The sequence below is a fragment of the Microbacterium sp. genome, assembly GCF_035277845.1.
Lineage (GTDB): Bacteria > Actinomycetota > Actinomycetes > Actinomycetales > Microbacteriaceae > Microbacterium.
Genome location: NZ_DATEJS010000151.1, coordinates 1 through 5,086 on the forward strand (window position 1 = coordinate 1; position 5,086 = coordinate 5,086).

At 71.4% G+C, this 5,086-nt stretch carries 4 protein-coding genes; 1 reads left to right on the forward strand and 3 read right to left on the reverse strand.

Going from position 1 to position 5,086, the window contains the following annotated elements; all coding sequences use genetic code 11:
* Window positions 1–1,536 (reverse strand): alkaline phosphatase family protein (locus VJR25_RS06550; protein ID WP_324113788.1); only part of this gene is annotated, 1,536 nt, incomplete at its 3' end.
* Window positions 1,537–1,754: 218 nt separating this feature from the next.
* On the opposite strand from VJR25_RS06550, the gene VJR25_RS06555 reads away from it, so the two are divergent.
* The gene (locus VJR25_RS06555) at window positions 1,755–3,182 is read left to right on the forward strand and encodes a glucose-6-phosphate dehydrogenase (protein ID WP_324113790.1); all 1,428 of its coding nucleotides are present in this window, start codon (window positions 1,755–1,757) and stop codon (window positions 3,180–3,182) included.
* 62 nt (window positions 3,183–3,244) lie between these two features.
* Here the strand turns inward: VJR25_RS06555 and VJR25_RS06560 are convergent, their stop codons facing one another.
* A complete protein-coding gene (locus tag VJR25_RS06560; RefSeq protein WP_324113792.1) occupies window positions 3,245–4,324 on the reverse strand; it encodes a HAMP domain-containing sensor histidine kinase in 1,080 nt (359 codons plus the stop codon).
* Window positions 4,317–5,006, reverse strand: a complete 690-nt coding sequence (locus VJR25_RS06565; RefSeq protein WP_324113794.1) for a response regulator transcription factor — start codon at window positions 5,004–5,006, stop codon at window positions 4,317–4,319. The genes VJR25_RS06560 and VJR25_RS06565 overlap by 8 nt, the downstream gene beginning before the upstream one ends.
* Window positions 5,007–5,086: the final 80 nt, after the last annotated feature.

Here is a 5,086-nt window from a genome sequence, read left to right on the forward strand (position 1 = left end):
CGGGCGGCCGGTGACCGGGTCGAGGAACAGCCGCGCGCTGTTCGCCGGGCGGTGGAACGAGAACATGCCGTCCAGCGATCCGGCGAGCGCGTCGAACGAGGCATCGCCGATCCGGCCGGTCTGCCAGTTGTCCTCGATGAAGCGCGTGATCGACGTCTGGTCGGTGACGGTGTGGTCCACATAGTTGCGCTTCGCGTACGGCGACACGACGAGGAGCGGCAGTCGCGGTCCGTAGCCGCAGCGGTCGAGGTATCCGCCGGCGATGCGCGCGGTGTTCGTGCCGCAGCTGTCGCCGGTCAGCGCGTCGGCGGTCGGATCGTTCGACTGGTTGACGATCGGGCCCATCTGGTGGTCGTACCAGCCGTCGCTGTCGTCGTAGGCGATGATGACCGCGGTCGACGACCACTCCGGCGTCTTCTGCAGCCGGTCGATGGTGTCGACGACGTAGCGCTGCTCGTCCAGGGGCGTGGAGTACCCGGCGTGGCCGTCCTGGTAGGCGGGCGCCTTCAGGAAGCTGACCGCCGGCATCGAGTCCGCATCCACGGCGGCCCAGAAGTCGGTGAGGTCGTACTGGTGGTTGGCCCGGCCGTCGTGACCGATCTCGGCGACGGATGCCGGGCGCAGGTGCTGCGGGTTGGCCGTGGAGGCGTAGTACTGGAACGGCTCGTGGTGAGGGATGTAGTCCTTCGACGTCACGCCGCCGGCATCCGTGTGGGTGGCGGCGCAGTCGGCGAAACCGCCCTCGAACCAGCCCCACGAGACGCCCTTGGCGTTCAGCAGATCGCCGATGTTCTCGGCGTTCGGGTCGACCGAGGTGGCCGTGTCGCGCGTGTCGCAGACGTCGCCCGCGGGCTGCGGATCGCCGATCATGGTTCCGGCGGCGGTCACGGCCGGCGTGGTCTGCGAGAATCCGTGGGTCTGTCCGGACACCAGGTTGATCGCGCCGACGCTCGACGGGCCGAAGGTCGTGCCGTACGAGTTGTCGCTCATCGCGAAGCGCTGCGCGTAGTTCCAGTACGCGGTCACGGTGTTGCCGTCGTAGTAGCCCATCACGAGTCCGGCACCCTTGCCGGCATCCTGACACGCCGCGGTGCCCCGCCCGACGGTCTCGACGAACTTGTCCATGAGGCCGCCGTCGAACGCCTTCTGCTCGTCGGTGTACGTGTGGTCCTGGTCGCAGGTCTGGGCCTGGCTGCGATCGAGCCGGAACGGCTGCGTGGAGTTCGGGTTGTTCGGGCTCAGCAGGCTCGGACCGAGCCCGTTGACGGTCGGGGTGCCCGGCGCCGCGGTGAACGCCGGCTCGCCGGCGGGGTTGGCGGCGGACGGATAGGTGGCGAAGTAGTGGTCGAACGAGACGTTCTCCTGGAAGAGCACGACCACGTGCGTGATCGGCGTCGTGGTGGCGGACGCCGCCGGCGTCCGGCCGGCGTGGGCGGCCGTCGTGCGGACGACGTCGGCGGATGCCGGTGTCAGGGACATGCCGGCCAGCAGCAGGGCGCCGGCGGCCGCCGTGGCACAGGTGAGTACTCGTTTCATCGGGAGACCTTTCGACCGTGGGCCGTCGCGGCGGGAGGGGGAGGGAGTGTCGCGACGGGGGTGACCCCCTCACGATGCATCAGCCCACGGACGTGTTCAACGGATTCGCGGTGAACGGCAGCCGAACACGCCGTGCTCGACCGGGCCGTCCCCCTACACCCCGCGCGACGGGAGTGCGAGGGGTTGGCGGGCGGCCGGCGACGACTTAGCCTCGCGGTATGCAGCAGCAGGTGACACTCCTGATTCTCGGCGCCTCCGGCGATCTGACGTCGCGGCTCCTTCTGCCCGCTCTCGCCCAGCTCCTGCAGCGCGAGCCGGACCGGCGGCTCACCCTGCGCGGTGCGGGCTCCGATGCGTGGACCTCGGAGAAGTGGCGGGATGCCGTGAAAGACGCCTTCGCCGACGCCGGCGCCGACGATGTCTACGACCGGGTGGCCCAGACCGAATACACCCAGGCCGACATCACGGACGTCGGCGCGTTGAAGAAGCTCATCGAGCCGGTCGAGGGGGCGCTCGTGGTCTACTTCGCCGTGCCCCCGGCGGTCGCGGCCGCGTCGTGCGCGGCGATGCGCGGGATCACGCTGCCCGACGACACCGTGCTGGCGCTGGAGAAGCCGTTCGGCGGCGACCGGGAGGGCGCGGCGAAGCTGAACGAACTGCTCCGGCAGCTCGTCCCCGAGGACCACGTGTTCCGGGTGGACCACTTCCTCAGCCGCGCCACGGTGCTGAACCTGCTGGGGGTGCGATTCGCGAACCGCCTGGTCGAGCCGCTCTGGTCGGCGGAGCACGTCGAGCGGGTGCTCATCCGGTTCGACGAATCCCTCGCGCTGGAGAACCGCGCGCGCTACTACGACCACGCCGGCGCCATGATCGACATGCTGCAGAGCCACCTGCTGCAGGTGCTGGCGGTGCTCACGATGACGTCACCCGCGACGCTCGGCGAACGCGACCTGCGCGACGCGAAGGGCGAAGCCCTGCGCGCCACCCGCATCTGGAACGACGATCCGGTGCACTTCTCCCGGCGCGCCCGGTACACCGCGGGGAGGATCGGCGACCGGCAGATCCCGTCATACGTCGACGAAGAGGGGGTGGATGCCACCCGCACCACCGAGACGCTCGCCGAGTTCACGTGCGAGGTGCGCACCGCGCAGTGGGCCGGGGTGCCGTTCACCCTGCGCTCGGGCAAGGCGCTCGGAGCGGACCTGGCCGAGATCGTCGTCACGCTCCGCCCGGTGCGGCACCTGCCGGACGGCTTCACCGGCCGCCCGGCGGACGGCGGCGTGCTGCGGTTCTCGCTCGGACCCGACACCCTGTCGCTCGAGCTGAACGTGAACGGCGGCGACAACCCGTTCGCGCTGCACCGCGACATCGCGACGGTCGACCTCGGCGAGGGGCGCATCCACGCGTACACCCAGGTGCTCAGCGAGATCCTCGACGGCGACGTCACCCTCTCGGTGCGCGGCGACTCCGCGGAGGAGTGCTGGCGGATCATCCAGCCGGTGCGGGATGCCTGGGCCCGCGACGAGGTTCCGATGGACGACTACCCGGCGGGTTCCTCCGGCCCCGAGGCCTGGGAGACGTCGGTCGCCGCCGGCACGGATCCGGCCCCGGTGGACGGGACCACGGGAGCGCCCCAGCCGTCGTAGACGCCCGTCGTGCGGGTCACGACGTCGAGCACCTCGGTGAGGCGCGTGGTGCCGTCAGCACATCAGCCGGGCAGTCGCACGGTCACGACAGCCCCTCCGCCGTGGCGGGGGACCAGGGTCAGCTGCCCGCGGTGTGCGGCGACGATGTTCTGCGCGATCGCGAGGCCGAGTCCGGCGCCGGCGTGATCGGCTCCGTCGGCACGCACGCGGCCCCGGCTCCGCTGGAACGGCTCGAGCAGGGCCGGGATGCCGGCGGCATCCAGTGGCGGACCGGTGTTCTCCACCCGCAGCACCGCCTCGCGCGTGGTCGCCGCCGTGGTCACGGTCACGGTGCCGTCGGTGGCCAGGTTGTGCACGATGGCGTTGTGCACGAGGTTCGTGGTCAGCTGCAGCAGCAGGGCCTCGGAGCCGTGGCACGGCGCGCCGTCCCCGCCGACCTCCAGCGACACTCCGCGTCGCTCGGCGACGGGCAGCAGGTTCTCGGCCGCCTCCTCGGCGAGCAGCGACAGATCCACCGTCCCGCCGCCGATCGGCCCCCGGCTCGTGCGGCTCAGCAGCAGCAGCGCGTCGGCGAGCTCGATCGCGCGCGTGTTGACCGCTCGCAGCCGGGCGAGCAGCTGGTCGACGTCGCGCTCCGGATCCTTCTGGGCGACATCCAGCATGGTCTGCGTGATCGCGAGCGGAGTGCGCAGCTCGTGGGAGGCGTTCGCGGCGAAGCGCTCCTGCTCGGCGACGTGCGCCTCGAGGCGCTCCAGCATGCCGTCGAACACGTCGGCGAGCCGGCGGAACTCGTCGTCGCTGCCCTCGAGCCGGATGCGGTGCGACAGCGAGCCCTCCGCGGCGAGCCGGGCCGCATCTCCGATGCGCGCCAGCGGCGCCAGCATCCGCCCCGCGAGGAACCACCCGCCGGCCAGGCCGAACACGAGCAGGCAGACCATCGCCCAGGTCGCCGGCGGGACGAACGCGCGCAGCAGATCGGAGCGGTTGGGCACGAACTGGCGGGCGAAGATCTCGCCGTCCGGCACGTAGCGCAGCAGGAACACCCACACGACCGACAGCAGCAGGAAGCCCGCGACCAGCAGGAACCCCGCGTAGCTGAGGGCGAGACGGAGCCGCACGCTCGGCCCCTTCTGCCTAGGCATCGCCGCGGGCCTCCGGATCCGCACCGGTGCCGATGCGGTATCCGACGCCGGGCACCGTCGCGATCAGCCACGGCTCGCCGAGACGCTTGCGCAGCGCCGACACGGTGATGCGCACGGCGTTCGTGAACGGGTCCGCATTCTCGTCCCAGGCCCGCTCCAGCAGCTCCTCGGCGCTGACGACGCCGCCGTCGGCATCGACGAGCACCTCGAGCACGGCGAACTGCTTGCGGGTGAGCGCCACGTACCGCCCGTCGCGGAACACCTCGCGACGGAACGGGTCCAGTCGCAGCCCGGCGATCTCGCGCACCGGCGGCCGCGTCGTCGTCCGCCGCCGGTCGAGCGCCCGCAGTCGCAGCACGAGCTCCCGCAGCTCGAACGGCTTCGTGAGGTAGTCGTCGGCACCGAGCTCGAATCCCGACGCCTTGTCGTCGAGGCGGTGCGCCGCCGTGAGCATCAGGATCGGGATGCCGGACCCGGAGGCCACGATCCAGCGCGCCACCTCGTCTCCGGACGGGCCCGGGATGTCGCGGTCGAGCACGGCCAGGTCGTACGCGTTCACGCCGAGCAGCTCCAGCGCGGTGTCACCGTCGCCCGCGATGTCCGCGGCGATCGCCTCGAGGCGCAGGCCGTCGCGGATCCCCTCCGCCAGGAACGGCTCGTCCTCGACGATCAGCACGCGCATGGTCCGATGCTACGGACCGGCGGATATCGCCCGCATATGCGAAATCCCATACGCGGCTGCAACACGCGCGCGAGTGGACT

What these genes read in the sequence shown, in the direction of transcription:
- VJR25_RS06560 (WP_324113792.1), bottom strand. Translation starts at nt 4,324, where the DNA reads ATGCCTAGGCAGAAGGGGCCGAGCGTGCGGCTCCGTCTCGCCCTCAGC.
- VJR25_RS06555 (WP_324113790.1), top strand. Translation starts at nt 1,755, where the DNA reads ATGCAGCAGCAGGTGACACTCCTGATTCTCGGCGCCTCCGGCGATCTG.
- VJR25_RS06565 (WP_324113794.1), bottom strand. Translation starts at nt 5,006, where the DNA reads ATGCGCGTGCTGATCGTCGAGGACGAGCCGTTCCTGGCGGAGGGGATC.